Below are 23,874 nucleotides of genomic sequence, written 5' to 3' on the forward strand. Positions count from 1 at the left end.
GCGCGGGTCCTCGGCGTCAGGGGAGCAGCGGGATGACCTCGCGCAGGTCGACCGGGCCGATCACGACGTCCGCCTGTGCCCGGACGGCGGGCTTGGCGTTGAAGGCCACGCCGAGTCCCGCCGCGGCCATCATCGCGAGGTCGTTCGCGCCGTCGCCGATCGCGATGGTGTGCTGGAGGTCGACGCCGCGTTCGGCCGACCACTCGCGCAGGGCGTCGGCCTTGCCGGCGGCATCCACGATCGGTCCGTCGACGACGCCGGTGAGGACGCCGTCGCTCGTCGCGAGCCGGTTGGCTCGCCACACGTCGACGCCCAGGTCGGGGGCGACGGTGTCGAGGATCTCGTGGAACCCGCCCGACACCACGCCGACGGCACCGCCGCGCGCGTGCGCGGCGTCGATCAGCTCCCGCACGCCGGGGGTGGGCTCGATGCGCGCGAGCACCCGCGCGAAGGCCGCCACCGGCACGCCGGCGAGAGCCTCGACGCGCGAGCGCAGGCTCGACGCGAAGTCCACCTCGCCGCGCATCGCGGCCTCGGTCGCTGCGGCGACCTCGGGTCCGCGGCCGGCCTCGTCGGCGATCAACTCGATCACCTCGTTGCGGATCAGGGTCGAATCGGCGTCGAGCACGACGAGGAAGCGGGCGGGTTCGGCGGGCATGCTCCCACGCTAGCGGGAGCCGGATGCCGCACCCGACCGCATGTCAGGCCCCGCGTTTCAGCGCTCGACGCGGAAGCCCTTGCCCACGACGGTGATACCGCTGTCGGTCACGGTGAACCCGCGCGCGAGGTCCTTCTCGCGATCGACCCCGACGGTCGCCCCGTCCTCGAGCACGACGTTCTTGTCGAGGATCGCACGATGAACGCGGGCGCCCGCACCGACGTGGACGTAGTCGAAGAGCACCGAGTCGGTGATGGTCGATCCGCCGCCGGCGAGCGTCCACGGACCGACGACGCTGCGCTCCAGGTGCGTGCCCGACAGCACCGATCCGAGCGAGACGATCGAGTCGATCGCGTTGCCGATGCGCCCGACCGAGTCGCGCACGAACTTCGCGGGCGGCGAGTTGACCGCCTGCGAGTGGATCGGCCAGTCCGTGTTGTACAGGTTGAACACCGGCAGCGTCGAGATGAGGTCCCGGTGCGCGTCGAAGAACGAATCGATCGTGCCCACGTCGCGCCAGTAGTAGCGGTCGCGGTCGGTCGACCCGGGCACGTCGTTGCGGTTCATGTCGTACACGCCGGCCTCGCCGCGCGAGACGAAGTACGGCACGATGTCGCCGCCCATGTCGTGGTTGGAGGTCGGCAGCTCGCCGTCGGACTCGACGGCCTCGATGAGCGCGTCCGTGTCGAAGATGTAGTTGCCCATCGACGCGAGCACCTGATCCGGCGCGTCGGCGAGGCCGACAGGACTCTGCGGCTTCTCGAGGAACTCGCGGATGCGGCCGGGGTCGGACGGGTCGACGTCGATCACGCCGAACTGGTTGGCGAGCGAGATCGGCTGACGGATGCCGGCGACCGTGGCCCGCGCGCCGGAATCGATGTGGGCGGCCAGCATCTGCCGGAAGTCCATGCGGTACACGTGGTCGGCGCCGATGACGACGACGATGTCGGGCTTCTCGTCGGTGATGAGGTTGAGGCTCTGCAGGATCGCATCGGCCGAGCCCGAGAACCACCGCTTGCCGAGACGCTGCTGTGCGGGGACGGAGGCGACATACGAGTCCAGCAGGGCCGACATGCGCCACGTCTGAGAGATGTGGCGGTCGAGGCTGTGGGACTTGTACTGCGTGAGCACCACGATCTGCCTGAGCCCCGAGTTGATCAGGTTCGAGATCGCGAAGTCGATGAGCCGGTACTGCCCCCCGAAGGGGACGGCGGGCTTGGCTCGATCCGCAGTCAGTGGCATCAACCGCTTCCCCTCGCCGCCGGCGAGGATGATTCCGAAGACCTTGGGCGCTGCTGGCATGGGACCCACACTAGGACGCGTTCCGACCGATGTACTAGCGTTCGAGCATGCGAGTCGACATCGTCACGAAGGAGTACCCGCCGGAGATCTACGGCGGGGCCGGAGTCCATGTCACAGAGCTGGTGAAAGCGCTGCGGACCGAGCTCGACGTGCGCGTGCGGGCCTTCGGCGCCGACCGCGCCGAAGAAGGCACGACGTCGTACGCCGTGCCCGCGGAACTGGCAGCCGCCAACGCCGCCGTGCAGACCCTCGGCACCGATCTCGAGATCGTGTCGGACGTCGCCGGTGCCGACGTCGTGCACAGCCACACCTGGTACGCGAACTTCGCCGGGCACCTCGCATCGCTGCTGCACGGCATCCCGCACATCGTCACGGCGCACAGCCTCGAGCCGCTGCGGCCGTGGAAGGCCGAGCAGCTCGGCGGCGGGTACGCGGTGTCGAGCTGGATCGAGAAGACCGCCTACGAGGGCGCCGCCGCGGTCGTCGCCGTCAGCAACGGCATGCGCGAGGACATCCTCCGCAGCTACCCGGCGCTGGACCCCGATCGCGTGCGCGTGATCTACAACGGGATCGACGTCGAGGCGTGGCATCCCGTCGAGGATCCTGCGCTCCTGGCCGAGCTCGGCATCGACCCGGCCAAGCCGTCGGTGGTCTTCGTCGGCCGGATCACACGGCAGAAGGGGCTGCCCTACTTCCTGCGCGCCGCCGAGCGGCTTCCTGCCGACGTGCAGGTCATCCTCGCCGCGGGTGCCCCCGACACGCCCCAGATCATGGCCGAGGTCGAGGAGCTCGTGCGCGGGCTGCAGTCGACCCGCGAGGGCGTCGTGTGGCTCGACCGCATGCTGTCGCGCCACGAGCTGTGCACGATCCTGAGCGCGGCCACCACGTTCGTGTGCCCGTCGGTGTACGAGCCGCTCGGCATCGTGAACCTCGAGGCCATGGCCTGCGGGGCCGCGGTGGTGGGCACCGCGACCGGGGGCATCCCGGAGGTCGTCGTCGACGGCGTCACGGGACGGATCGTGCCGATCGAGCAGGTGCAGGACGGCACCGGCACCCCCATCGACCCGGAGCGCTTCGTGGCGGACCTGGCCCGCGTGCTGACCGAAGTCGTGGGCGATCCCGACGCGGCGCGGGCGTACGGCGCCGCCGGACGCCGCCGGGCGACCGAGGACTTCAGCTGGCAGCGCATCGCCGAGCAGACGGCGTCGCTGTACGCGGAGGTGGCCGCCGGCGGCCGGTAGGCTGGGAGCATGCCCCAGGTGCTCGAGTTCTCCGACGTCGTCGTCCGCCGAAACGCACGCAACATCGTCGATCACCTGGACTGGACGATCAACGACGACGAGCGGTGGGTGGTCCTCGGGCCGAACGGCGCCGGCAAGACCACCGTCCTGCAGATGGCTGACACGCTGCTGCACCCCACGTCGGGCGTCGTCACGATCCTGGGCGAGCGCCTCGGTCGCACCGACGTGTTCGAGCTGCGTCCTCGCATCGGCTTCGCCTCGTCGGCGATGGCGCGCCGCGTGCCGCCGGAGGAGACCGTGCTCAACGTGGTGCTCACCGCGGCGTACTCGGTGCTCGGCCGGTGGCGCGAGGACTACGAGGACATCGACGAGCGCCGTGCGCTGCGTGTCCTCGCCGAGTGGAAGCTCGACCACCTCGCCGATCGCACGTTCGGCACGCTGTCGGACGGCGAGCAGAAGCGCGTCCAGATCGCGCGCGCGGTCATGACCGACCCGGAGCTGCTGCTGCTCGACGAGCCGACGGCGAGCCTCGACCTCGGCGCCCGCGAAGAGCTGCTCATCCTGCTCGGCGGCTACGCCTCGGCTCCCACCACGCCCGCGATGATCATGGTCACCCACCACGTGGAGGAGATCCCGGTCGGCTTCACCCACGTGCTGCTGCTGCGCGACGGCCAGGCGGTGGCAGCCGGTCCCATCCGCGAGACGCTCACCGGCGACGCGCTGACCGAGACGTTCGGGGTTCCGATCCGGCTCACCGAGGACGGCGGGCGCTACGCGGCACGCGCAGCGCACTGACCCTGGTAGACTGGATCCTTGGTGCGTGCACATGAGTGCGCGCGCTCAAGACTTTGACCGCCCTGGCAAAATCCAGGGCACCATCCTCAAAGGACCATCATGAAGACTGAAATCCACCCGGACTACCAGGCCGTCGTGTTCCGTGACCTCGGCTCGGGCGAGACGTTCCTCACCCGCTCGACGGTGACCAGCGACAAGACGATCGAGCTCGACGGCGTCGAGTACCCCGTCATCGACGTCGAGATCTCGTCGGCCTCGCACCCGTTCTACACGGGCAAGCAGCGCATCATGGACTCGGCCGGTCGTGTCGAGAAGTTCAACCAGCGCTTCAAGAACTTCGGCGGCGCTTCCAAGTAAGCCCGTCTGGACAGAAGGCCCCGCACATCGTGCGGGGCCTTCTGCGTTCCCGATGTCGGTGTCAGCGGATCGGCCAGCGCCCGTCGAGGCGGTCGTCGGGGTCGAGGCGTCCGATCTGGATGAAGTAGTCGGTGAGGCTCGCCGCCTGTGCCCGCGCCCACGCGATCTGGCGCGTGTGCAGCTCGTCGGCGGTGTCGGGCAGCCAGGGCGCGTAGCGCTCGGCGAGCGCCTGCGCCACGCGCCCGGCGGCCACCGCATCGGCCGACGCCTCGTGTGCGGCATCCAATCGGACGGCGTAGTGGGCGGCGACCACCTCGAGGGTGCGCTTGCCCTTGCGCCAGCGGTCGTAGGCCTTGTCGACCACGAGCGGGTCGATCACGGGCGACGGGTTCTCGATGGGTGCGATGCCGTGCCGCAGCGATTCGTACTTGAGGAGCGAGAAGTCGAACGGCGCGTTGTAGGCGACGACGGGGATGCCGGCGTCCAGCAGTCCGCGGACCGCCTCGACGGTCTCGGCCACGACCTCGCGGGCGGGACGCCCCTCGGCGCGCGCGTGGGCGGTCGTGATGCCGTGGATGGCGCTCGCGCCCTCGGGGATCTCTATGCCCGGGTCGGCGAGCCAGTCGCGTGCCCGAAGAGCCCGACCTGAGGCATCCAGGAGTCCCACATGGGCCGTCACGATGCGGTCGCTCGTGACGTCGACTCCCGTGGTCTCCAGGTCGAACACCCCCACGAGGCTCACCCAGTCCGGCACGTCCCACAGCGACAGCTGGTCGGCGCGGGAGGTGCTCATGCCTTTCACGGTATGCGCGGCTTCCGACATCACGGCGGAGGCGCTCCGTGTGCGAGGTCCGCGCACCGCGGCCATGCAGGCGGCGGAACGTAGACTCGACCCGTGACCGCGCCCAACCCGTACGCCGCCCTGCTCGACGAGATCCCCGTCGAGCGGCATGAGGCCGACGTGCTCGGCGGCGTCACCGCGTACTGGGTCTACGGCCCGGCCGACGCCGAGAGCACCATCGTCGCGGTGCACGGCTTCCGGGGCGAGCACCACGGCCTGGAGCCGGTGGTCGCCCACCTTCCCGGGGTGCGGGTCATCTCACCCGACCTCCCGGGGTTCGGCGAGACGGCGCCCGTCCCGGGGCGCACGCACGACCTCGATCTGTACGCGCAGTGGCTCGACGCCTTCGTGGCCGAGGTCGCGCCCGGCGCCGTCATCCTCGGGCACTCGTTCGGGTCGATCGTCGTGTCGGCCGCCGTTGCCCGGGGGCTGCAGACGCCGCGCGTGATCCTGGTGAACCCGATCGGCGCACCGGCGCTGGAGGGGCCGCGGGGGATCCTGACGCGGCTCGCGGTGTTCTACTACTGGGCGGGTGCGAAGCTGCCGAAGGGGCTCGGCGAGGCGCTGCTGCGCAACGGGCTCATCGTGCGTGTGATGAGCGTCTCGATGGCCAAGACCAAGGACCCCGGCATCCGTCGATTCGTCCACGATCAGCACGACACGTACTTCTCGCGGTTCGCCGACCGCGACGTGCTGCACGACGCGTTCGTGGCGTCGGTGTCGCACGACGTGCGCGAGGCGGCGCCCCGCATCGCCCAGCCGACGCTGCTGGTCGCGGCGCAGCGCGACGACATCACGCCCATCGAGGCGGAGCGCACCCTCGCGACGCTGTTCCCCGACGCCGAGCTGGTCGAGATCCCCGACGTGGGGCACCTCATCCACTACGAGACGCCCGCGGTCGCCGCGGATGCGATCACGCGCTTTCTCGCGCCTTCCGCCGCCGATACGCGTTGACGTTCATGCGGTTGCCGCAGTTGCCCGAATCGCAGTAGCGCTTGGATCCGTTCTTCGAGTAGTCGACGTACACGCCCTCGCAGTCGTCGGCCGAGCAGATGCGCACGCGGTCGTACTCGTCGGCGCGGATGACGTCGACGAACGCCATGGCCGCCTCGACGAGGATGCGCGTCGCCAGGGGCGCGTCGTCGCTGGTGGCGTGCACGTGCCAGTCGTACCCGTCGTGGATCACGAGCCGGGGGAGCGCCTGGCCGTCGCGGAGCAGCTCGTTCACGAGGGGCACCGCGCCCTCGCGATCGGCCTCCCACAGTTCGTGCAGCCGCGGCCGGATCGCGCGGATGGCTGCGAGCTCCGTCTGGTCGCGCCTGATCACGCCGGTGTAGGGGTTCACCCGCAGGTAGTCGTCGAACTGCTCGAGGGTCGTCAGCGTGTCTTCGCCGTCGTAGCCGGGCATCGTGTTGACGAGGTACGCGGCCGCGCGCAGGCTCTGCTGCGTGTCATGAATGAAAACCACATTGACTCCTGACAACCGAATCGCTACTGTCACCAGTGTAAGCACCTTTCACCCCTGACAGTCGGATGTCGCCCATGACCGCCTCCACCGCGTCCGCTCCCGCCATCGCGCCGGGTCCCGCATCCGCCGGTCCCGCGCGCATGCGCACCACGGGGCTGATCATGGGCGTGGCGTCAGCCCTCGCGTTCTCGTCGAGCGGGCCGTTCGTCAAACCGCTGCTCGAAGCGGGCTGGTCGCTCGGCGCCGCGCTGCTCGTGCGCATGGGGGTGGCGGGCCTCATCCTGTCTCCCGCGGTGTTCCACGCCATGCGGCGTCAGCGCGGCTTCCTGCGCCGGCACTACAAGCTCATCATCGGGTTCGGACTCATGCCGGTGCTCGGCTGCCAGCTGTTCTTCTTCTCCGCGATGCAGCGGATGCCGGTGGCCGTGGCCCTGCTCATCCAGTACCTCGCGCCGGTGATGCTGGTCGCGTTCGTGTGGATCCGCACCCGCAAGGCGCCCTCGGCGCTCGTGCTGTGGGGCTCGGGCGTGGCGATGGTCGGCCTCGTGCTCGTCGTCGACATCTCAGGGGCCTCGTTCGACCTGCTGGGCACGCTCCTCGCCCTCGCCGCCGCCGTCTGCGTGTGCGCCTACTTCGTCATCTCTGAGCGCGCCGGCGACGATCTGCCGCCGCTCGCGCTCGCCGCGAGCGGCCTGCTGACCGGCGCCTTCGTCATGGGGGTGCTGTGCCTGACCGGCATCCTGCCCTTCCAGGCGCCCGCCGTGACCGTCGTGCTCGCCGGGACGGAGGTGCCGTGGTGGATGCCGCTCCTCTGGGTGGCGGCGGTCGCGACGACCCTCGGCTATGCGCTGGGTGTCATGGCCGTACCGCGCATCGGCTCCCGCGTGGCGTCGTTCGTCGGTCTGTCGGAGGTGCTGTTCGCCCTCATGTTCGCGTGGATCTTCCTCGCCGAGGTGCCGGCGCCGATCCAGTTCGCCGGCGGCGCGCTGATCCTCGTGGGCGTCGTGCTCGTGCGCGCGGACGCGTCCTCGACCGGGACCCCGAAGGGGATGGCGGCTACGACTCCCGTCGTGCCAGCTCCATGAGCGGTGTCACGCGGTGGGCGATGACCTCGCCCATCACGAGCGACGTCTCGGTGCGCTCGACGCCCTCGATCGCGAGGATGCGCGCGTCGGTGTCGAACAGGTGCTGCGTGTCGCGGCACGCCACGCGCACCAGCAGATCGACCTGACCCGACAATCCGTGCGCCTGCACGACCTCGGGCACGCGGGCGAGCTCCACGGCGATGCGGGGGAGCTCCGCCTGGCGCACGATGACGCTGATGAAGGCCTCGATGGGGAATCCGAGCGAGGCCGACGAGATCGCCCGCTCGTACGACAGGAACACGCCGGTGCGCTCCAGTCGCGCCATCCGCGCCTGGACGGTGTTGCGCGACAGGCCGAGCCGCTCGGCGAGCGCGACGACCGTCGCGCGGGGGTCGGCCGAGAGGGCGGCCAGCAGCTCCAGGTCGACGTGATCGAGGGCACTCATAGTGCGAAACGTTAGCACGGGTTTCAGGGTCTGAATTTGTCAACATGCTCAAGCAACTCTCGAATGCTTGAGCGAGGTGCGACCCAGACGTAGCCTCGAGGTGTCGGCGAAGAGGCCGGCGCGCACACGAGGCGGCTCCTCACAAGGGGGCCCGCAACGAGGAGTGATGACGATGACGCACACCCTGACCCCCACGGCGGATCTCGGCACCGATATCGAGGATGTCGCCCGCCTGCTCACCCCTGACGGCGAGCGCATCGCCGATCCCGAGCTCGACCGCTGGATCGCCGACGTCGACACCGCGGCCCTGCGGTCGCTGTACCGCGACATGGTGCTGCTGCGACGCATCGACGTCGAGGGCGTCGCCCTGCAGCGGCAGGGACAGCTCGGCCTGTGGCCGCCCTGTCAGGGGCAGGAGGCGACGCAGATCGGCACCGCCCGCGCACTGCGTGCCGATGACTTCGCCTTCCCGAGCTACCGCGAGACCGGCGTCGTCTACGCCCGCGGCGGCAAGCCCTCCGACTTCGTGCTCGCGTGGCGCGGCGAGGAGCACTCCACCTACGACCCGTACGAGCTCAACACCGCGACCCAGCAGATCATCATCGGCGCGCAGGCGCTGCACGCGGTCGGCTACGCGATGGGCGTCCAGCGCGACGGCACGGACCAGGTCTCGGTCGCGTACTTCGGCGACGGCGCCTCCAGCCAGGGTGATGTCAACGAGGCGATGGTGTTCGCGTCGTCGTTCGGGGCGCCGGTGGTGTTCGTGTGCACGAACAACCAGTGGGCCATCTCCGAGCCCGTCGCCCTGCAGGCGAAGGCGCCGATCGCCGGCCGCGCGCCGGGCTTCGGCATCCCGAGCATGCGCGTCGACGGTAACGATGTGCTGGCGTGCTTCGCAGCGATGCGCTGGGCGCTCGACCACGCGCGCAGCGGAAAGGGACCCGCCTTCATCGAGGCCGTGACCTACCGCATGGGTCCGCACACCACGTCCGACGACCCGACGCGCTACCGCGACAAGGACGAGGTCGAGAAGTGGCGTCGCCGCGACCCGATCGCCCGCGTCGAGGCGCTGCTGCGTGCGCGTGGCGAGTTCGACGACGCGTTCGTCGCGAGCGTGGAGGCGGATGCCGACACGCTGGCCGCGTCCGTCCGCGAGGCCGCCATGACGGCGCAGACGCGCGCACCGCTCACGGTGTTCGACAACGTGTACGCCGAGCCGCACTCGGGCATCGACGAGCAGCGCGAGTGGTTCGGCGCGTACCTCGACGGCTTCGCTCCGACGGAGCTCAGCACGGGCGCGCAGGGGGTGTGACGATGGTTCAGCTCACGATGGCGAAGGCCATCAACGAAGGTCTCCGCCATGCGATGGCGGACGACGACAAGGTCCTCGTCATGGGCGAGGACATCGGCAAGCTCGGCGGCGTGTTCCGCGTCACCGACGGCCTGCAGTCCCAGTTCGGCGCACAGCGCGTGATCGACACGCCGCTCGCCGAGGCGGGCATCATGGGAACGGCCGTCGGCCTCGCGTTCCGCGGCTACCGGCCGGTGGTCGAGATCCAGTTCGACGGCTTCGTCTATCCGGCGTTCGACCAGATCGTGTGCCAGGTCGCGAAGCTGCACTACCGCACGCGCGGCAACGTCACGATGCCGATCACGATCCGCATCCCGTGGGCCGGCGGCGTGGGTGCCGCCGAGCACCATTCGGAGTCGCCTGAGGCGTACTTCGTGCACACGTCGGGGCTGCGCGTGGTCGCGGTGTCGAACCCCCAGGACGCATACGTCATGCTGCGCCAGGCGATCGCCTCCAGCGACCCCGTCGTGTACTTCGAGCCCAAGCGGCTGTACCACTCCAAGGGCGAGGTCGACCTCGACCTGCACTTGGCGGATGCGCCGCCCATGGGGCTTGCGCGCGTCGTGCGGCCGGGCACCGACGTCACGCTCCTCACGTACGGCGCGCAGGTGGGGACCGCGATGGATGCCGCCACCGCCGCCGAGGACGACGGCGTGTCGATCGAGGTCATCGATCTGCGATCGATCTCTCCCGTCGACTACCGCACGGTGACGGCCTCTGTCCGCAAGACCGGACGCGTCGTCGTCACGCACGAGGCGGCGCGCGAGGCCGGGGTGGGCGCGGAGCTCATCGCAAGCGTCACGGAGCGCTGCTTCAATTACCTGGAGGCCGCTCCGCAGCGCGTCACGGGTCACGACATCCCGTATCCGCCGGCGAAGCTCGAGAAGCACCACCTGCCCGACCTCGACCGGATCCTCGACGCCGTGGACCGCGTCCTGGACCGGCCCAACAGCCTTTCGGGGGTGGCGGACCGATGACGCAGGACTTCCGTCTTCCGGATCTCGGCGAGGGTCTTCCCGAGGCCGAGCTCGTGCAGTGGCTGGTCGCCGTCGGCGACACGGTCGCGCTCAACCAGACGATCGCCGAGGTCGAGACCGCCAAGGCCGTCGTCGAGCTCCCGTCACCGTACGCCGGTGCGATCACGGCCCTCCACGCCGAGGCCGGTGACGTCATCGAGGTGGGCTCGGTGCTCATCACGTTCGACACCGGGGGGACGGATGCCCCGCCTCAGCCCGTCGCCGAGACCGCCGAGCCGGCCGTCGCGGCCGCGGCCGAGAAGGCCGAGCCGAACCTCGTCGGCTACGGCGCCGCCCCGCGCGGGGCCGGACGGCCCCAGCGCCGCACACGCGTCGCGGGACCGGCATCCGCCCATTCCGACACCGCCGTGCTCGAGGCGGCGCCGCACGATGCGATCGTCCTGGACGCTCCGACGTTCGGCGGGTCGATCGACGCTCCGCTGGAGCGCCCGCGGTCGACGCCGCCGGTGCGGGCGCTCGCGAAGCAGCTCGGGATCGACCTGGCGCTCGTCGAGGCCACGGGCGCATCGGGCGTCATCACCCGCGGCGACGTCGAGGCGTACGCGGAGCGGGTCGGGGTCGCGGCGACCGCGACGGCGGCACCGGCCGAGACCGACGGCATCCCCGACACCGCCGAGGCGCTCCGGCCCGCACGCACACCGGGGGAGCGCACGACCCGTACGCCGATCCGCGGGGTGCGCCGCATGACGGCCGACGCGATGGTGCGGAGCGCCTTCACGGCGCCGCACGTGACGACATTCCTCACCGTCGACGTCACCGCGACGAGCGAGCTCATCGCGTCGCTGAAGGCCGACCGTGCGCTGCAGGACCACCGCATCGGGGTGATGGCCGTCGCCGCGAAGGCGGTGTGCATGGCTCTCGGCCGCCATCCCGGGCTCAATTCGAAATGGGACGACGAGGCCGGTGAGATCGTCGAGCATCACTACGTGAACCTCGGCATCGCGGCGGCCACCGGGCGGGGCCTTGTCGTGCCCAACATCCGAGACGCGCAGGAGCTCACGCTCGTCGAGCTCGCCGACGCGATCCGCGCGCTCGCCGAGACCGCGCGCGCGGGCAAGACGGCGCCCGCCGACATGATGGGCGGCACGTTCTCCATCACGAACGTCGGGGTGTTCGGCGTCGACGCCGGCACGCCGATCATCAACCCGGGGGAGGCGGGCATCCTCGCGCTCGGCGCGGTGCGGCGCCAGCCGTGGGAGTACCGCGGTGAGATCGCGCTGCGCGACGTCATGACGCTCGCGCTGTCGTTCGATCATCGACTGGTGGACGGCGAGCAGGGGTCGCGGTTCATGGTCGAGGTCGCCGACGTGCTGCGCGAGCCGGGGAGGGCGATGCTGCTGCGCTAGCCGTGCGGCGGTGTCGATCGGCCGGTGCTGCGGGGCCGGCCGATCAGTCCTTCTTGGGGTAGAACAGTCCGAGCCCGTGCTTCTGCAGCACCGCGTACGCGTCGGCGTAAGTCTCCGGCTCGGGCGACGACGACGTGCCGTAGCGCGCGAGCAGGAGGCCCAGCAGCCCGCGGCCGGGCGGGCTCAGCGGCTTGTCCTTGTGCGGCCCGTCCTTGAGATCCGAGAGTTCGTCCTCGTCCGGATTCGGCGGCACGTACATCGGGTGCACGATCGGCCAGCTCGACGGATCGCGCGGGGTGTCGAGGTTCACGATCGAGAACAGGTCGCGGGCCTCGGCGTCGCGCCGGGTGAGCGGTCGGAGCCCGTGCAGCCGGGTGATGGTCGCCACCACGGCGGCGTGGTGCATCTCGTCGTGGACGATGGTGCCCGCCCTGGTGTATGCCGAGATCGCGATGGCGGGCACCCGTACGCCCAGGCGGTCGAAGGCGAAGCCCATCTCGCCGGGTGCGTCGTCGGCCACCGGAGGCGTGGCAGCCGGAGGGGGCACGTGGTCGTACGTCCCGCCGTGCTCGTCGAAGGTGATCAGCAGCAGGGTGTTCATCGCGTTCGACCCATCCGGGGTCGCGCTGTCCTTCACCGCGTTGTAGACGTCGGCCACCAGCCTCTCGCCGGCGCGGACGTCCGAGACGGCAGAGTCGACGACCTCGGACCCGTCGACCCGGCTCTCGCGCAACGCGCCGAACGGCGGGTGGAAGTCGTTGTGGTCATAGATCATGCGCGGCTCGATGAAGGCGTACGCGGGGAGACGCCCGGCCGCGGCATCCTCATAGAACTCCGACATGTGCCCGAACCGTCCCGTGCGCCAATGCTCCTCGAGCACCGGTGCGTGCAGGATGCCGGTCAACGAGACCAGCTGCATCTCGTCGAAGTACACCTTCCACGGGATGCCGGCCTCTTCGAGGCGGTTGAAGATCGTCGGCCGCTGCGCGGCGTCCAGCCACTTGTCGTAGCCGCCGCCGTGCTTGTTCGTGACGAACCCGTGCGATGTCGAGGCGTGGAAGAACGAGCGGTTGCAGTAGGTCTGCGACGGCACCGCGGCGAACCAGGCGTCGAAGACGGCGAATCCCTTGGCGAGGGTCGACAGCACCGGCAGCTGCTCGGGGGAGAAGCCGCCCATGATGTGCGAGGCCTCGTCGAGGGTCGGGGGCTTCCCGCCGCGGAGGCGGGTGAGATTGTTCCAGTAGTCGCGCAGGAACCCGCTCATCCGTGGCTTCGTGCCCGCCCGCGGTGCGTTGAACGGCGCCGCCATATCGCCGACCTGGGCCGCGGCGTTGCCCGGCGGGTCGACCGTGCCGAACAGCTGGGTGTTGACGTGGGGGAACTCCTCCCCGGGATCGGGATCTGGCCGCGCCATGACCTCGTCCGTCGGCCCCGAGTAGGTGTGGACGGCGACGCGCTCGCCGGAGGGGGCCTCGTTGGCGTAGCTGCCGAAGGCGAGTCCGTCGAACGCGGCGCCGGCTGGAAGCGTCTCGGGGGTGTACAGCCAGCCGAGCAGGTTGTCGAACGAGCGGTTCTCGCCCATCAGCACCACGACGTGGTCGAAGCCGGGTTCGGAGCGTGCGGGGACCTTCCCGAGATCGACGGATCCCTCGCGGTACCCGATGGTGTGGCCGATCGACGCTCCGGCCGCCGCACCGACGGCGCCACCGACGACCAGGCCCGCCGCAGCGACGCCGCCCAGCTTCAAGAAGTCGCGGCGCGAGCTGGCATCGCCCGTTTCGGGCGCGCGGTCTTCACCGGACGTATCGGTGCCGTCGACGTGGCTCGCCCCGCCTGCGTCGTCCTGCCGGCCATGCCCCGCCATGGTGGGTCCAGACTAGGCCACCGCGGGCGGTCAGGCGGTGAGCGAGGCGCGTGCCATCGACCGCAGGATGCCGCGCACGTCGCGCTCGCCGGGGCGCGACCGCGACGCCCGGACGGTGTGGGGCGTGGAGTTGATGAGACCGAAGCACGCGTGCGCGCGCACGCGCAGGTCGTCGTCGTCGCGATCGGGGTGGACGATCGACAGGATGCCGATCCACACCTCGACGTACTCGCGCTGCAGGCGCCGGACGGTGTGGCGGTCCTCGTCGCTGAGGCTGGCCATGTCGCGATCCTGCACGCGGATGACGTCGGCGTCGTGCAGCGCGAACGCCACGTGGAAGTCGATGAGCGCGTCCAGCTGCGCGTCCGCACCTTCGTGGGTGGCGACGACGGTCCGCCCGCCCGCCAGCAGTCGCTCGCTGACCTCGACGAGGATCGCGCCGAGGAGGGCCTGCTTGCCCGCGAAATGCCGGTAGAGGGCGGGTCCGCTGATGCCCACTGCGCTGCCGATCTCTTCGAGACTGACGCCGCTGAAGCCGCGCTCGGCGAAGAGGGCGGCGGCCTGCTGCAGGATCGCGGCGTGGCGATCGGCCTTGGCGCGATTGCGGTCGGTGACGCCGTTTGTCATCTGTGCTCCGGGTGTGGGGGCGGGCTTGCGATCTCAGTTAATGATCGCTAACCTAAACCTCAGTTAGTGAACACTAACCAATCGAGCCGCGCCCGGACAAGGACCCCGTCCACAGGTGTGACCCGATCGTGACGTCGACGAGGATGACACGGAGCGCAGATCCATGAGCGTGCTGACCAGCCAGGCGGTGCCCGACGACGCCTTCGCCCGGACGAGCGACGCGCAGCGCGCGCTCGCCGAGGACCTGCGGGAGCGCCTGGCGACGGCATCCCTCGGAGGTCCGCCCGCGTCGCGGGAGCGCCACGTCGCACGAGGCAAGCTGCTGCCGCGCGACCGTGTCACGCGCCTGCTCGACGAGGGGAGCCCGTTCGTCGAGATCGCCCCGCTCGCCGCCGAAGGCCTCTACGGCGGCGAGGCGCCGGCCGCGGGCGTCATCGCCGGGATCGGGCTCGTGCACGGCCGGCACGTGATGGTCGTCTGCAACGACGCGACCGTCAAGGGCGGCACGTACTACCCGCTGACCGTCAAGAAGCACCTGCGCGCGCAAGAGGTCGCACTGGAGAACCGGCTGCCGTGCATCTACCTCGTCGACTCGGGCGGCGCATTCCTGCCGATGCAGGACGAGGTGTTCCCCGACCGTGATCACTTCGGCCGCATCTTCTTCAACCAGGCGCGCCTGTCGGCCGCCGGCATCCCGCAGATCGCGGCGGTGCTCGGCTCGTGCACGGCGGGCGGCGCCTATGTCCCCGCGATGAGCGACGAGACCGTGATCGTCAGGAACCAGGGCACGATCTTCCTCGGTGGCCCGCCGCTCGTGAAGGCGGCGATCGGCGAGGTGGTGACGGCCGAGGAGCTCGGCGGGGGAGAGCTGCACGCGCAGCGGTCCGGCGTCGTCGACCACCTCGCCGAGGACGACGAGCACGCGCTGGAGATCGTGCGCGACATCGTCGCGACACTGCCGGCGCCGGCCGCGCCGGCGTGGGAGGTCGGGCCGGCGGTGGAGCCCGCGGTGGCGGCATCCGACCTGTACGGCGTCGTGCCGGTCGACGTGAACCAGCCCTACGACGTCCGCGAGGTGATCGCACGGCTGGTCGACGGCAGCGAGCTCCACGAGTTCAAGCGCGAGTACGGCACGACCCTCGTCACCGGGTTCGCCCGCATCCACGGGCACCCCGTCGGGATCGTCGCCAACAACGGCGTGCTGTTCGGCGAATCGGCCCTCAAGGGCGCCCATTTCATCGAGCTGTGCGATCAGCGCGGGATCCCGCTGCTGTTCCTGCAGAACATCTCGGGCTTCATGGTCGGCCGCGACGCGGAGGCCGGCGGCATCGCCAAGGACGGTGCCAAGATGGTCACCGCCGTCGCGACGACGCGCGTGCCCAAGCTCACGGTCGTCATCGGCGGCTCCTTCGGCGCCGGCAACTACTCGATGTGCGGCCGGGCGTACTCGCCGCGGTTCCTCTGGACCTGGCCGGCGAGCCGCATCTCGGTGATGGGCGGTCCGCAGGCCGCCTCCGTGCTGTCGACCGTCAAGCGCGACCAGCTCGAGGCTCGTGGTGAGGAGTGGACCGCCGAAGAGCAGTCGGCCTTCGAGGCGCCGATCCGCGCCCAGTACGAGGAGCAGGGCAACCCGTACTACGCCACGGCGCGGCTGTGGGACGACGGCATCGTCGACCCGCTCGACACCCGCGACCTCCTGGGACTGGCCCTGGACGTCGTGTCGCGCACACCGCTCCCCGAACCGCGCTTCGGCGTCTTCCGGATGTGAGGGAGAGGAGTGCGAAGCATGCCCCCGGTCAATGAGCGAGCGAAGCGAGACGAGATGTTCGACACCGTCCTCGTCGCCAACCGCGGCGAGATCGCCCGCCGCGTGATCCGTACGCTGCGCCGCCTCGGCATCCGCTCCGTCGCCGTCTACAGCGACGCCGACGCCTCCGCACCGCATGTGCGGGAGGCGGATGTCGCGGTGCGCATCGGACCCGCTCCCGCCGCGCAGTCCTACCTCGACGTCGACGCGGTCGTCGCCGCGGCCGTCGAGACCGGCGCGCAGGCCGTGCACCCCGGCTACGGGTTCCTGTCCGAGAACGTCGCGTTCGCCCGCGCCTGCGCCGCCGCCGGCATCGTCTTCATCGGCCCGGGCGAGCGCGCGCTGGAGGTCATGGGCGACAAGATCCGTGCGAAGGAGCACGTCGCCGGCCATGGCGTGCCGACCGTGCCCGGATTCAGCGCCACCCGAGACAACGGCACCGCGATGACGGATGCCGACATCGCGGCGTCCGCCGACGCCACCGGGTATCCGCTCCTGGTCAAGCCCTCGGCCGGCGGCGGCGGCAAGGGGATGCAGGTGGTGCGCTCCGCCGCCGAGCTGCCCGACGCGCTCGCCACGGCCCGCCGCGTCGCGGCCGCCGCGTTCGGCGACGACACGCTGCTGCTGGAGAGGCTCATCGAGCGCCCACGCCACATCGAGGTGCAGGTGCTCGCCGACGCGCACGGCGGCGTCGTCCATCTCGGCGAGCGCGAATGCACCCTGCAGCGACGACACCAGAAGGTGGTCGAGGAGGCGCCGTCGCCGGTCGTCGACGAGGCGACGCGCGCACGACTGGGCGCAGCGGCGTGTGCGGCAGCGGCATCCGTCGACTATCGCGGAGCCGGCACCGTGGAGTTCCTCGTGGCCGCGGAGCGTCCCGACGAGTTCTTCTTCATCGAGATGAACACGCGCCTGCAGGTGGAGCACCCCGTGACGGAGCTCGTGACGGGCGTGGACCTCGTCGAGCAGCAGCTGCGCATCGCCGCGGGAAGCCCGCTCGACCTCGCGCAGGCCGATGTGCGCCTCGACGGGCACGCCATCGAAGCGCGCGTGTACGCGGAGTCGCCCGAGCGCGGATTCCTCCCCGCGACCGGCGAGGTACTGGTGTGGCGTGCGGCCTCCGGCGTCCGCACCGACGGCGCCGTCGAGACGGGCAGCGTCGTCACCGCCGACTACGACCCCATGATCGCGAAGGTCATCGCCCACGCCCCGGATCGCGCGACGGCGCTGGAGCGGCTGGATGCCGCGCTCGCCGACACCGTCGTGCTCGGCGTCGACACGAACATCGGCTTCCTCCGCACGCTCCTCGCCGACGACGGCGTGCGCAGCGGCGACATGGACACCGGGCTCATCGAGCGCCTGCCCGCCTACACGGCCCCCGAGCCGACCGCCGGCGCCCTTACCGCTGCGGCACGCGTGGAGGCAGACCGGGATGCCGCCACCGCCGTCGCCCGTCCGTCGCACGCGTCCGACCTGTGGTCGGCGCGCTCGGGCTGGCGCGCGAGCGCTCCCGCCGTGCCCGTCGCAGCGGCGTTCGAGACCGGCGATGGTCGCATCCTCGTCGGCGAGGAGGCCGCGCTCGTCTCCGACGGCGTCGTCGCCGCCACCGCGGACGACGGCCTGCTGTGGGTCCACGCCGACGGCGTCACCACCGCGCTGCGGCCGCTGACACGCCGGCAGGCGGCCGAGAGGCGCCGGGCGGCCCGCGAGCAGGGAGCCGCGGCATCCGATCCCGAACTGCGCGCCCCCATGCCGGGCGCGGTCGTCGCCGTCCACGTGGCCGACGGTGCGACGGTCGCCGCGGGCGACCGGATCGCGACGATCGAGGCCATGAAGATGGAGCACCCGGTGGCGGCGCCGCACGCCGGAGTCGTGCGCATCGACGTCGCCGTCGGAGACCAGGTGCGGCGCGACCAGGTGCTCGCACACGTGAAGGAGAACGACTGATGCCCGACTACGACTACGACATCACCGACGACGAGCGCGAGCTCGCGGGCTTGGTGCGCCAGTTCGCCGACGAGGTCGTCGCACCCCGCTCGTACGAGGCCGACCGCACGCACACGCTGCCGCTGGACGTCGTCGCGCAGATGGGGGAGCTGGGGCTGTTCGGCCTGCCGTTCCCCGAGGAGTACGGCGGCCAGGGCGGCGACTACTTCGCCCTGTGCCTGGCGATCGAGGCGCTCGGCCGCGTGGACCAGTCGCTCGCGATCACCCTCGAGGCGGGCGTGAGCCTGGGGGCCATGCCGGTGTTCCGGTTCGGCACCGAGGAGCAGAAGCACGAACTGCTGCCCGACCTGCTCGCGGGCCGCGCGCTCGCCGGGTTCGGGCTCACCGAGCCCGAGGCGGGGTCGGACGCGGGCGCCACCCGCACGACGGCCCGCCTGGACGGCGGCGAGTGGGTCGTCAACGGGTCGAAGCAGTTCATCACCAACTCCGGCACCGCCATCACGCGCTTCGTCACCGTCACCGCGGTGACCGGCGAGTCGGGCGGACGCAAGGAGATCTCGACGATCGTCGTGCCCAACGGCACGCCGGGCTTCACGGTCGAGCCTGCCTACGACAAGGTCGGCTGGCACGCCTCCGACACGCACCCGCTGACCTTCCAGGACGTGCGCGTGCCCGAAGGCAACCTCCTCGGCGAGCGCGGCCGCGGCTTCGCGAACTTCCTCCACATCCTCGACGAGGGGCGCATCGCGATCGCCGCGCTGTCGACCGGTGCGGCGGAGGGATGCCTCGAAGCCGCCGTCGACTACGCGCAGAAGCGCACCGTGTTCGGCGAGGCGCTCGCCACGCGGCAGGGCATCCAGTTCCTCCTCGCCCGCATGCAGCAGCGCGTGCACGTCGCACGGCTCGCATGGCACCACGCCGCACGCCTGCGGGACGCGGGCAAGCCGTTCAAGACGCAGGCGGCGATCGCCAAGCTCACGGCGAGCGACGCCGCGATGGACAACGCCCGCGACGCGACACAGGTGTTCGGCGGCAACGGGTTCATGAACGAGTACCCGGTGGCCCGCCACTATCGCGACTCGAAGATCCTCGAGATCGGCGAGGGCACGAACGAGGTGCAGCTGCTCGTCATCGCGCGGGCGCTCGGGGTAGCGTGACACCGTGAGCGACCCCGACAGCACGGCAGTCATCGTCCAGCGCGGGCTGTACTACGACGAGCTCGAGGTGGGCGCACGCTACCTGCACCGGCCGGGCCGCACGGCGACCGAGGCCGACAACGTGCTGTTCTCGTCGCTCACGATGAACACCCAGGCGCTGCATCTGGACGCCGCGTTCTCGGCGGGTCAGCCGTTCGGGCAGCGCCTCATGAACTCGATGTGGACGCTCGCGACGATGGTCGGCGCCTCGGTGTCGCAGATCACGCAGGGCACGCTCGTCGCGCAGCTCGGGCTCACCGACGTCTCGTTCCCCGCCCCGCTGTTCCACGGCGACACGCTGTACACCGAGACGGAGGTCACCGCCAAGCGCCTGTCATCGTCCCGACCGGGTCAGGGCATCGTGACGCTGCAGCACACGGGCCGCAACCAGCACGGCGAGGTCGTCGCCCTGGCCACCCGCACCGCGCTCATGTGGTGCACGCCTGAGCCCGCCGAAGGAGAGAACCCGTGAGCTTCGATCTCGGACCCGCCCTGCTGTTCTGCCCCGCCGACCGCCCGGAGCGCTACGCGAAGGCGATGGAACGCGCGGATGCCGTCATCCTCGACCTCGAAGACGCCGTGGCCCCCGCCCACAAAGCGGCGGCACGCGGTCACCTCATCGAGTCGGAGCTGGACCCCGACCGCGTCATCGTGCGGGTCAACCCGCCCGAGACCGACGCGTTCACCGCCGACCTGTCGACGCTCTCGCAGACCGACTACCGGCGCATCATGGTCGCCAAGGCGGAGTCGCCCAAGCGCATCGGCCGACTGGATCCCCGATTCGAGGTCGTGGCGCTGTGCGAGACGGCCAAGGGTGTCGCCCAGGCGGACCGCATCGCCGCGCTCGACAACGTCGTGGCGCTCATGTGGGGCGCCGAGGATCTGGTCGCGTCGCTCGGCGGCACATCCAGCCGCAAGCCCAACGGGCGCTACCGCGACATCGCCCGGTACGCACGAGCGCGCGTGCTGCTCGCGGCGGGCGCGCGCGGCAAGGCCGCGATCGACGCCGTGCACCTCGACATCGACGACACCAAGCGCCTGGCCATCGAGGCGGCGGATGCCGCGGCATCCGGATTCCGGGCGACGGCCTGCATCCACCCCTCGCAGGTCGCGATCATCCGTGCCGCCTACCGTCCTGACGAGAAGGCGGTGTCGTGGGCGCGGGGCGTGCTCGCCGCCGCGACGGGGGAGCGGGGAGTCTTCTCGTACGGCGGCGCGATGGTCGACGAGCCCGTGCTGCGGCACGCGCGGAGCGTGCTCGCCCGGGCGAGCGGCTGAGCCGCGCCGTCGGCGCCTACTTACGCGGCGACGGCGCTGTACGAGAGCAGGCGCAGGCTGTCGCGCTCGACCACGAAGCGGTGAGCCGAGGCGTTGCCGATCCGCTCGCCGGCGAGAGGGAGGGTGTCGCCGCTGGCGTGACGGATGAGCTCGGCGATGAGGCCGCCGTGCGACACGGCAATGACCGGCACGTCGGTGGGCGCGGTCGCGCGACGCACGTCGGCGGCGATGCGGCGCAGCGCGTCGACGCCGCGGGCACGCAGGAGCGCGCTCTCCTCCTCGCCGGCCGCGGGCGCCCGCCCGGGTCCGCCGTGGTGTGCGCGATACTCCGATACCAGCATCCCTTCGGCATCGCCGTAGCGGCGCTCACGCAGCTCGGGGTACAGGATCGGCGCATCGGCATCGAGGACGGCGGCGATGATGCGTGCCGTCTCATGCGCCCGCTGCAGGTCGCTCGACACCACGATCGGCGTCACCCCACGGCGGTCGAACTCGGCCGCGAGCTCGTCGGCGGCCGCACGGGCCTGCGCCCGTCCGGTGTCGTTGAGCGGGATGTCGGTGGACCCCTGGATGCGTCGCTCGAGGTTCCAGTCGGTCTCGCCGTGGCGGATCAGGGTCAGCGCAGTCACCGTTCGACCCTATCGGCGTGAGATGCCGGCAAGCCTGGAATCAGCCGAGCGCGGAGTCAGGCCCGCGACGGCAGGGCGTCGGCGAGGGCCTGGAGCACCTCGCTGGTGCCGGCGTCGATCTTGACCGTCGCGCGCGCATCGGCGCGCGTGGCGCCGCGGTTGACGATGACGACCGGCAGGCGCCGGCGTCGGGCGCGCTCGAGCAGGCGGATGCCGGAGTTCACGACGAGCGACGACCCGGCGATCACGAGCGCCTCGCTGGTGTGCACGAGCTGCTCGGCCTCGCGGAACTTGGCGGCGGGGATGAACTCCCCGAAGAACACGACGTCGGGCTTCAGCATCCCGCCGCAGACGCTGCAGTCCGGGATGACGAAGCCGTCGGTGCTCTCGGGCAGCACATCGCCGTCGGGGCCGAGCGGGACGTTCTCGGGCACCCGGATCCACGGATTGTCGTCTTCGACCCGGCGCGCGAGGTCCCGGCGGTCGAACACCTGACCGCAGTGTGTGCAGAAGACGCGACGCATCGTGCCGTGCAGCTCGACGACGCGGCGGCTGCCGGCGCGCACGTGGAGGCCGTCGACGTTCTGGGTCACGACGCCGGTGGCGAGGCCGCGATCCTCCAGCGTGGCGAGCGCGCGGTGCCCGGCGTTCGGCGCGGCGGCTGCGAAGGCCTTCCACCCGAGATGGCTGCCCACCCAGTACCGGCGGCGAGCGGATTCGCTGGAGAGGAACTGGTCCGCCGTCATGGGCGTGCGCACGGGTGCGCCTGCGCCGCGGTAGTCGGGGATGCCCGAGTCCGTGGAGACGCCGGCGCCGGTCAGCACCGCGATGCGTCGGCCCGACAGCTCCGAGACCGCGGCGGCCACGGCATCCGTCGTTCTCGCGTCGAATTCGGTCGCGATCGTCGTCACGGCGCACCCCCTTCGGGGTCGAGTGTAGGCCTCGCGGTTTTCGGGCATGTTACGGCGTGGGCGCCGGAGTGCCAGGATGAGGCCGTGAGCGGCTTCGGCGGGGTGAGCGCACAGGGTTACGCGGCATTCATGGGTCGATTCTCGACGCCGTTGGCGGAGGAGTTCGCGGCGATCGGGCTCGACGGCGTGCCCGCGAAGGCACGGGTGCTCGACGTCGGGTGCGGACCGGGGATGCTGACCCTCGAGCTGGCCCGGCGCCGCGGCGCCGAGACACTCGCGGCGGTCGACCCCGAACCCGTGTTCGCGGCGGCGACGGCGGAGGCCTGCCCCGAGGCCGACGTGCGCGTCGCCGCGGCCGAGGCGCTGCCGTTCCCCGACGGCGTGTTCGGCGCCGCGCTCGCGCAGCTCGTGGTGCACTTCATGACCGACCCGGTGCGCGGCGTGGCCGAGATGGCGCGCGTCACCGCGCCCGGCGGCCGGGTGAGCGCGTGCGTGTGGGACCACGGCGGCGGCAGCGGACCACTCTCGGACTTCTGGCGCGTCGCCACGGTCCTCGACCCCGACGTGCGCACCGAGTCCGGGATGAACGGCGCCTCCGAGGGCCAGCTCGTCGACATCTTCGAGCGCGCGGGTGTGCAGGATGTGACGCAGGCCGTCGTCGGCTGCACCGTCGCCTTCCGCGACTTCGACGACTGGTGGGCGCCGTTCCTGGGCGGCGTGGGCCCTGCCGGACGCTACGTCGCGACGCTCGACGATGAGGCGGTCGCACGCCTGGAGCGCGCACTGCGCGACGACCTCGGTGACGGCGCGTTCGCGATCACCGCGCGCGCCTGGGCGGCGGTCGGCCTCGCCGGCTGAACGTGTCGGCGTGGGACGATGAGGCGTGCCAGTCCTCGAGATCACCGACGCCGCCGACGAACGCCTCGCCGACTACCGCGACCTCACCGACGTCGCGCTGCGCCGCGTGCTGGAGCCCGAGGGCGGGCTCTACATCGCCGAATCCGCGAAGGTCATCGCCCGGGCCCTCGCCGCCGGCCATCGCCCACGCTCGGTGCTCGTGCAGGAGAAGTGGCTCGCCGACATCGAGGACCTCGTGGATGCCGCCACACCGGTGTACGTCGTGACGCCCGGCATCGCCGAGTCGCTCACCGGGTACGCGGTGCACCGCGGAGCACTGGCGGCGATGCACCGGCCCCCGCTCCCGGCCGTCGCCGACGTTGTGGGGGATGCCCGGCTGGTCGTCGTGCTGGAGGACATCGTCGACCATACGAACGTGGGCGCGATCTTCCGGGCCGCCGCCGGACTCGGCGCGGACGCGGTGCTCGTGAGCCCGCGGTGCGCCGACCCGCTGTACCGGCGCAGCGTGCGCGTCAGCATGGGCACCGTGTTCCAGGTGCCGTGGACGCGGCTGCCGGAGTGGTCCGAGGCCCGCGGCGTGCTGCACGAAGCCGGGTTCGAGCTGGCGGCACTCGCGCTGGCCGACGACGCGGTGTCGCTCGACGCGTTCAGCGCGCGGCGGCCCGAGCGGGTCGCACTGATGCTCGGAGCCGAGGGCGACGGTCTGTCACGGCGCGCGCTGGAGGCCGCCGACACGGTCGTCACGATCCCGATGGCCGGCGGCGTCGACTCGCTCAACGTCGCCGCGGCGAGCGCGGTGGCGCTGTGGGAGCTGCGCGCCCGCTGAACGCC

The 23,874-nt window shown here is 71.3% G+C and carries 24 protein-coding genes; 15 read left to right on the forward strand and 9 right to left on the reverse strand.

The window, feature by feature from the left end:
• Nucleotides 1-16: 16 nt before the first annotated feature.
• Both serB and ACFWJ8_RS19265 read right to left on the reverse strand, forming a co-directional pair.
• Nucleotides 17-658, reverse strand: a complete 642-nt coding sequence (gene serB / locus ACFWJ8_RS19260) for a phosphoserine phosphatase SerB (protein ID WP_378814579.1) — start codon at nucleotides 656-658, stop codon at nucleotides 17-19.
• Between the two features lie 57 nt (nucleotides 659-715).
• Nucleotides 716-1,960 carry a glucose-1-phosphate adenylyltransferase gene (locus ACFWJ8_RS19265; RefSeq protein ID WP_378814581.1) on the reverse strand — a complete coding sequence of 415 codons (1,245 nt, stop codon included), beginning with the start codon at nucleotides 1,958-1,960 and terminating at the stop codon, nucleotides 716-718.
• A gap of 47 nt (nucleotides 1,961-2,007) precedes the next feature.
• On the opposite strand from ACFWJ8_RS19265, the gene glgA reads away from it, so the two are divergent.
• The 3 genes from glgA (at nucleotide 2,008) to ACFWJ8_RS19280 (ending at nucleotide 4,353) form a co-directional block, all read left to right on the forward strand.
• On the forward strand, nucleotides 2,008-3,201 hold the full coding sequence (glgA, locus tag ACFWJ8_RS19270) for a glycogen synthase (RefSeq protein WP_378814583.1): 1,194 nt from the start codon (nucleotides 2,008-2,010) through the stop codon (nucleotides 3,199-3,201).
• Nucleotides 3,202-3,210: 9 nt separating this feature from the next.
• On the forward strand, nucleotides 3,211-3,996 hold the full coding sequence (locus tag ACFWJ8_RS19275; RefSeq protein WP_378814585.1) for an ABC transporter ATP-binding protein: 786 nt from the start codon (nucleotides 3,211-3,213) through the stop codon (nucleotides 3,994-3,996).
• 99 nt (nucleotides 3,997-4,095) lie between these two features.
• On the forward strand, nucleotides 4,096-4,353 hold the full coding sequence (locus tag ACFWJ8_RS19280; protein ID WP_378814587.1) for a type B 50S ribosomal protein L31: 258 nt from the start codon (nucleotides 4,096-4,098) through the stop codon (nucleotides 4,351-4,353).
• Between the two features lie 61 nt (nucleotides 4,354-4,414).
• Here ACFWJ8_RS19280 and ACFWJ8_RS19285 read toward each other — a convergent pair whose 3' ends face one another.
• Nucleotides 4,415-5,146: a 3'-5' exonuclease gene (locus ACFWJ8_RS19285; protein ID WP_378814589.1), complete on the reverse strand. Its 732-nt coding sequence runs from the start codon at nucleotides 5,144-5,146 to the stop codon at nucleotides 4,415-4,417.
• Between the two features lie 102 nt (nucleotides 5,147-5,248).
• On the opposite strand from ACFWJ8_RS19285, the gene ACFWJ8_RS19290 reads away from it, so the two are divergent.
• On the forward strand, nucleotides 5,249-6,148 hold the full coding sequence (locus ACFWJ8_RS19290; RefSeq protein ID WP_378814591.1) for an alpha/beta fold hydrolase: 900 nt from the start codon (nucleotides 5,249-5,251) through the stop codon (nucleotides 6,146-6,148).
• On the opposite strand, the gene ACFWJ8_RS19295 is transcribed toward ACFWJ8_RS19290, so the two are convergent.
• The gene (locus ACFWJ8_RS19295) at nucleotides 6,108-6,662 is read right to left on the reverse strand and encodes a CGNR zinc finger domain-containing protein (RefSeq protein ID WP_378814593.1); all 555 of its coding nucleotides are present in this window, start codon (nucleotides 6,660-6,662) and stop codon (nucleotides 6,108-6,110) included. The two genes, ACFWJ8_RS19290 and ACFWJ8_RS19295, sit on opposite strands and share 41 nt — an antisense overlap.
• A 74-nt stretch (nucleotides 6,663-6,736) precedes the next feature.
• On the opposite strand from ACFWJ8_RS19295, the gene ACFWJ8_RS19300 reads away from it, so the two are divergent.
• Nucleotides 6,737-7,747 (forward strand): DMT family transporter, encoded by a 1,011-nt coding sequence (locus ACFWJ8_RS19300; protein ID WP_378814594.1) that lies wholly within the window; start codon nucleotides 6,737-6,739, stop codon nucleotides 7,745-7,747.
• Here the strand turns inward: ACFWJ8_RS19300 and ACFWJ8_RS19305 are convergent.
• A complete protein-coding gene (locus tag ACFWJ8_RS19305) occupies nucleotides 7,719-8,192 on the reverse strand; it encodes an Lrp/AsnC family transcriptional regulator (protein WP_378814596.1) in 474 nt (157 codons plus the stop codon). The two genes, ACFWJ8_RS19300 and ACFWJ8_RS19305, sit on opposite strands and share 29 nt — an antisense overlap.
• Before the next feature lie 166 nt (nucleotides 8,193-8,358).
• On the opposite strand from ACFWJ8_RS19305, the gene pdhA reads away from it, so the two are divergent.
• Genes pdhA through ACFWJ8_RS19320 form a run of 3 tightly spaced genes read left to right on the forward strand, consistent with a single transcriptional unit; the run spans nucleotide 8,359 to nucleotide 11,926 of the window.
• Nucleotides 8,359-9,504, forward strand: a complete 1,146-nt coding sequence (gene pdhA, locus ACFWJ8_RS19310; protein WP_378814598.1) for a pyruvate dehydrogenase (acetyl-transferring) E1 component subunit alpha — start codon at nucleotides 8,359-8,361, stop codon at nucleotides 9,502-9,504.
• A gap of 2 nt (nucleotides 9,505-9,506) precedes the next feature.
• Nucleotides 9,507-10,520, forward strand: coding sequence for an alpha-ketoacid dehydrogenase subunit beta (locus ACFWJ8_RS19315; protein ID WP_378814600.1), 1,014 nt, complete (start codon nucleotides 9,507-9,509; stop codon nucleotides 10,518-10,520).
• Nucleotides 10,517-11,926: a dihydrolipoamide acetyltransferase family protein gene (locus ACFWJ8_RS19320; RefSeq protein ID WP_378814602.1), complete on the forward strand. Its 1,410-nt coding sequence runs from the start codon at nucleotides 10,517-10,519 to the stop codon at nucleotides 11,924-11,926. Before ACFWJ8_RS19315 ends, ACFWJ8_RS19320 begins: the two co-directional genes overlap by 4 nt.
• 43 nt (nucleotides 11,927-11,969) lie before the next feature.
• On the opposite strand, the gene ACFWJ8_RS19325 is transcribed toward ACFWJ8_RS19320, so the two are convergent.
• Together ACFWJ8_RS19325 and ACFWJ8_RS19330 are read right to left on the reverse strand one after the other, a co-directional pair.
• Nucleotides 11,970-13,790 (reverse strand): alkaline phosphatase family protein, encoded by a 1,821-nt coding sequence (locus ACFWJ8_RS19325; RefSeq protein ID WP_378814604.1) that lies wholly within the window; start codon nucleotides 13,788-13,790, stop codon nucleotides 11,970-11,972.
• Between the two features lie 30 nt (nucleotides 13,791-13,820).
• Nucleotides 13,821-14,417, reverse strand: coding sequence for a TetR/AcrR family transcriptional regulator (locus tag ACFWJ8_RS19330; protein ID WP_378814606.1), 597 nt, complete (start codon nucleotides 14,415-14,417; stop codon nucleotides 13,821-13,823).
• Between the two features lie 163 nt (nucleotides 14,418-14,580).
• Here ACFWJ8_RS19330 and ACFWJ8_RS19335 point away from each other — a divergent pair, with 163 nt between their 5' ends.
• The 5 genes from ACFWJ8_RS19335 to ACFWJ8_RS19355 are packed head-to-tail and all read left to right on the forward strand — an operon-like array spanning nucleotide 14,581 to nucleotide 20,645.
• Nucleotides 14,581-16,185, forward strand: coding sequence for a carboxyl transferase domain-containing protein (locus tag ACFWJ8_RS19335; RefSeq protein WP_378814608.1), 1,605 nt, complete (start codon nucleotides 14,581-14,583; stop codon nucleotides 16,183-16,185).
• Nucleotides 16,186-16,239: 54 nt separating this feature from the next.
• Nucleotides 16,240-18,171, forward strand: a complete 1,932-nt coding sequence (locus ACFWJ8_RS19340; protein WP_378814610.1) for an acetyl/propionyl/methylcrotonyl-CoA carboxylase subunit alpha — start codon at nucleotides 16,240-16,242, stop codon at nucleotides 18,169-18,171.
• Entirely contained in the window at nucleotides 18,171-19,328 is a 1,158-nt protein-coding gene (locus ACFWJ8_RS19345) for an acyl-CoA dehydrogenase family protein (RefSeq protein WP_378814612.1), read from the forward strand. Before ACFWJ8_RS19340 ends, ACFWJ8_RS19345 begins: the two co-directional genes overlap by 1 nt.
• 4 nt (nucleotides 19,329-19,332) lie before the next feature.
• A complete protein-coding gene (locus ACFWJ8_RS19350) occupies nucleotides 19,333-19,839 on the forward strand; it encodes a MaoC family dehydratase (protein WP_378814613.1) in 507 nt (168 codons plus the stop codon).
• A complete protein-coding gene (locus ACFWJ8_RS19355; RefSeq protein WP_378814615.1) occupies nucleotides 19,836-20,645 on the forward strand; it encodes an HpcH/HpaI aldolase/citrate lyase family protein in 810 nt (269 codons plus the stop codon). Before ACFWJ8_RS19350 ends, ACFWJ8_RS19355 begins: the two co-directional genes overlap by 4 nt.
• Before the next feature lie 20 nt (nucleotides 20,646-20,665).
• Here the strand turns inward: ACFWJ8_RS19355 and ACFWJ8_RS19360 are convergent, their stop codons facing one another.
• Together ACFWJ8_RS19360 and ACFWJ8_RS19365 are read right to left on the reverse strand one after the other, a co-directional pair.
• The gene (locus tag ACFWJ8_RS19360) at nucleotides 20,666-21,274 is read right to left on the reverse strand and encodes a histidine phosphatase family protein (protein WP_378814617.1); all 609 of its coding nucleotides are present in this window, start codon (nucleotides 21,272-21,274) and stop codon (nucleotides 20,666-20,668) included.
• 56 nt (nucleotides 21,275-21,330) lie between these two features.
• On the reverse strand, nucleotides 21,331-22,185 hold the full coding sequence (locus ACFWJ8_RS19365; RefSeq protein ID WP_378814619.1) for a Sir2 family NAD-dependent protein deacetylase: 855 nt from the start codon (nucleotides 22,183-22,185) through the stop codon (nucleotides 21,331-21,333).
• Nucleotides 22,186-22,269: 84 nt separating this feature from the next.
• On the opposite strand from ACFWJ8_RS19365, the gene ACFWJ8_RS19370 reads away from it, so the two are divergent.
• On the forward strand, nucleotides 22,270-23,043 hold the full coding sequence (locus ACFWJ8_RS19370; RefSeq protein WP_378814621.1) for a class I SAM-dependent methyltransferase: 774 nt from the start codon (nucleotides 22,270-22,272) through the stop codon (nucleotides 23,041-23,043).
• A gap of 25 nt (nucleotides 23,044-23,068) precedes the next feature.
• Nucleotides 23,069-23,869: a TrmH family RNA methyltransferase gene (locus ACFWJ8_RS19375; protein WP_378814623.1), complete on the forward strand. Its 801-nt coding sequence runs from the start codon at nucleotides 23,069-23,071 to the stop codon at nucleotides 23,867-23,869.
• Nucleotides 23,870-23,874: the final 5 nt, after the last annotated feature.

It is taken from the genome of Microbacterium sp. NPDC058389, from assembly GCF_042722305.1.
Taxonomy (GTDB): Bacteria; Actinomycetota; Actinomycetes; order Actinomycetales; family Microbacteriaceae; genus Microbacterium.